At 71.7% G+C, this 2,077-nt stretch carries 2 protein-coding genes; one reads left to right on the forward strand and one right to left on the reverse strand.

Annotated features, from left to right (window positions below):
• Positions 1-306, forward strand: a 306-nt coding sequence (locus AB0J68_RS31480; RefSeq protein WP_363942443.1) for a C39 family peptidase, incomplete at its 5' end; no start/stop codon positions are given.
• Positions 307-390: 84 nt separating this feature from the next.
• Here the strand turns inward: AB0J68_RS31480 and recQ are convergent.
• Positions 391-2,077 (reverse strand): DNA helicase RecQ (recQ, locus tag AB0J68_RS31485; RefSeq protein WP_363942445.1); only part of this gene is annotated, 1,687 nt, incomplete at its 5' end.

Consider the following 2,077-nt stretch of genomic DNA (forward strand, 5'->3'; position numbering starts at 1 on the left):
TACCACAGCGTCGAGATCAGCAAGCCCGACGCCGACGCCACGCAGACCGACCAGCTACGCGCCGACATCGTCAAGACCGTCGACAACGGCCGCGCCGTGGTCGCCAACATCGCCGGCACCAGCACCGACACCGACGGCAACACCCACTCGTTCGAAGGCGGGCACTACATCAGCGTCGTGGGCTACCGCGACAACGGCAACACCGTCCGGATCGCCGACTCCGCCGACCCGAACACCGCCTCCTACGACATCACCGTCGAGCACCTCGCCGACTGGATCGCCACCCGCGGCTACGCCACCAGCTGACCCCACCCCAGCACCACCACACCGCAGCACCAACACCGACAAGGGCCGGACCCCACCACGGGGCCCGGCCCTTTCGGCATGCCGTCAGTCGGTCGCGAGGACGGCCAGGATCTGCTCGCCGTACTTGGCGAGCTTGTTCTCGCCGACCCCGCCGACCCGCGACAGCTCGGCCAGCGAGGTGGGCGCGTCACCCGCGATCTGCCGGAGGGTGGCGTCGTGGAAGATGACGTACGCCGGGACGCCCTGCTCCTTGGCGGTGGCCGCCCGCCAGGCGCGCAGCCGCTCGAAGACCGACGCGGCCGCCGGGGTGAGCTCGGCGACGACGGTGGCCGCCCCGCGCGGCTTTGACGACCGGCTCGACGCGGGCCGCTCCGGCTCGCGGCGCATCGTGACGGTGCGGCGGCGGCCCAGCACGTCGGCGCTGGCCTCGGTCAGCGCGAGGGTGCCGTAGTCGCCCTCCACGGCGAGCAGCCCCTCGGCGAGGAGTTGCCGGACCACGCCCCGCCACTCGGCCTCGCTCAACTCCGTGCCGATGCCGAAGACGGTAAGCGAGTCGTGACCGTACTGGCTGATCTTGTCGGTCTGCTTGCCGAGCAGGATGTCGATGCAGTGCCCGGCGCCGAACCGCTGGTTGCGCTCGCGGTCGAGGCGGAACACGGCGGAGAGCAGCTTCTGGGCGGCCACGGTGCCGTCCCACGACTCCGGTGGGTTGAGGCAGGTGTCGCAGTTGCCGCAGGCCGTCGGGGTCGTCTCGCCGAAGTACTCGAGCAGCTGCACCCGTCGGCAGCGGACCGTCTCGCAGAGCGCGAGCATCGCGTCCAGGTGTGCGGCGAGGTTGCGCCGGTGCGCGAGGTCGCCGTCGGACGTCTCGATCATCTTGCGCTGCTGGACCACGTCCTGCAGGCCGTACGCCAGCCATGCGGTGGACGGCAGCCCGTCGCGGCCGGCGCGGCCGGTCTCCTGGTAGTAGCCCTCGACGGACTTGGGCAGGTCGAGGTGGGCGACGAAGCGCACGTCGGGCTTGTCGATGCCCATGCCGAAGGCGATGGTGGCCACCATGACCAGGCCGTCCTCGCGGAGGAAACGTTGCTGGTTGGCGGCGCGGGTGGCCGCGTCCAGACCGGCGTGGTACGGCAGCGCGGCGACGCCGTTGGCGACGAGGAACTCGGCGGTCTTGTCCACCGAGGCGCGCGACAGGCAGTAGACGATGCCGGCGTCGCCGGGGTGCTCGTCGCGCAGCAGGGCCAGCAGCTGCTTGCGGGGCTCCCGCTTGGGCACGATCCGGTACTGGATGTTGGGCCGGTCGAAGCTGGCCACGAAGTGCCGCGCGTCGTCGAGCGCCAGCCGGCTGGCGATCTCGGTGCGGGTGGCGCTCGTCGCGGTGGCGGTCAGCGCGATCCGGGGGACCTGCGGCCAGCGCTCATGCAGCATCGACAGCGCCAGGTAGTCGGGCCGGAAGTCGTGCCCCCACTGGGACACGCAGTGCGCCTCGTCGATCGCGAACAGGGAGATGCGCCCCCGGTCCAGCAGGGCGAGGGTGGACCGGACGCCGAGCGCCTCGGGCGCCAGGTAGAGCAGGTCCAGTTCGCCGGCGACGAACGCGGCCTCCACCCGCCGCCGGGCGTCCAGGGTCTGGGTGGAGTTGAGGAAGCCGGCGCGGACACCGACCGCGGTGAGCGCGTCCACCTGGTCCTGCATGAGCGCGATCAGCGGGGAGACGACGACCGCGACACCGTCGCGGACCAGGGCCGGGATCTGGTAGCACAGCGAC

The sequence above is a fragment of the Micromonospora sp. NPDC049580 genome, assembly GCF_040675595.1.
Taxonomy (GTDB): Bacteria; Actinomycetota; Actinomycetes; order Mycobacteriales; family Micromonosporaceae; genus Micromonospora.